Below are 1,456 nucleotides of genomic sequence, written 5' to 3'. Positions count from 1 at the left end.
GATGCCCCCGGGTGAATGCACAGCTTTCTGACGCAATAGCCTTCATCCACTGACAGGTTTTTGTAATGCCCCCAGGGACGAAAGACTTCTTCCTCTTGCGACAGTGAATCGACCGGGTCACTCTGGAACTGTTTTGCCAGCTTGCCCACCAGCTGAACATGATCTTCTGAGGCCACCATCACCGCATCGTGGCTGTCAATGATCACCAGATTATCAACACCGACTGCTGCTACAGTTCTATGACCGGAGCGGATATAACTATTACTGCACTGCTCAATGATCGCTTTGCCCTCAATGACGTTTCCGGCCTCATCCGATTCAGAGCAAGCCTGAAGAGCAGTCCAACTGCCGATATCTGACCACCCACAGGCAACAGGAACTACCACCCCCTTTCGGGTATGTTCCATAACGGCATAGTCAATGGAACGGGAAGGGCTTCTTGTGTAGGCTTTTTCATCTATTCGAAGGAATTGCAAATCACTATGCAGACGCCTCAGGGCTTCGTGACAGGCTACAACGATACCAGGCTCATTACGTTGTAATTCATCCAGATAGGCCTCTGGCTGAAACATAAAAATACCACTGTTCCAGTAATAATCTCCCGATTCCACATACTTTCTGGCTGTGTCCAGATCAGGCTTTTCACGAAAACTCTCTATCCGATAGGCATTGCCTTTTCGCCCTCCCCGTTTGATATAGCCGTAGCCTGTGTGAGGCTCCTCCGCCTCAACACCCAGAGAGACAAGCGCCCCGGTCAGGGCATGTTGTTCAGCGATTTTGAGTGCCTGCTGAAATGCCTTGATATCGAGTATTCTATGATCCGCAGGTAGCACCAGCAGAGGCTCATTCTTGCCAAGCGCTACTCTCTGCAAGGCGACCAACGCCAGCGCCGGTGCGGTATTTCTGGCCACGGGCTCAAGAAAGATCGATTCCAGTGGCTGATGGATCTGGCGGCTGTGTTCAAGCACCTTAAAACGATGAGATTCATGACAGATAACAATGGGCTTCTGTTCGTTCACGCCCTTCAGACGAAGCAGAGTTTCCTGAATCAGAGAATGATCCGAAAGTAACCGCAGAAACTGCTTTGGATGGTCTGTCCGGCTTAAAGGCCACAGGCGTGTGCCACTGCCCCCTGAAAGAATAACCGGTATCATGCGTTGTTCACCTTATACTGCGGGCTTGTCATTCTTGGTTAAGTTTCCCTTGAGGGGTATAGTACCGCTCTATACCCGGCTATTAAACAGGGTAACCCGTCCGTTTTTTCTTAAATTTATTGACTCACCTCCCTCCAGGCTTGCACGACAGTTTCCAGAACCCAGTCACCCTCAATGCTTTTTCCAGATGCTGCCCACTTTTCCATGTGTGTAAAGACATAATACTGATAGGCAAGTCCCCAGAGGGCTTCTTCAAACTCCGTCTTGGCATCAATCATTAGCGATAAGAGCTTTTTTGCCTC

At 49.9% G+C, this 1,456-nt stretch carries 2 protein-coding genes; both read right to left on the bottom strand.

Annotation, left to right across the window (positions count from 1 at the left end):
• The coding region (locus tag KDK17_RS15450; protein WP_257288460.1) for a mannose-1-phosphate guanylyltransferase/mannose-6-phosphate isomerase at positions 1 to 1,154 on the bottom strand (1,154 nt) is incomplete at its 3' end.
• Positions 1,155 to 1,270: 116 nt separating this feature from the next.
• A partial coding sequence (locus tag KDK17_RS15445; RefSeq protein WP_257288459.1) for a hypothetical protein occupies positions 1,271 to 1,456 on the bottom strand: 186 nt, incomplete at its 5' end.

Source organism: Endozoicomonas sp. SESOKO2 (assembly GCF_024606245.1).
Classification (GTDB): domain Bacteria; phylum Pseudomonadota; class Gammaproteobacteria; order Pseudomonadales; family Endozoicomonadaceae; genus Endozoicomonas_A.
This window is presented reverse-complemented; position numbering and strand designations above follow the sequence as displayed.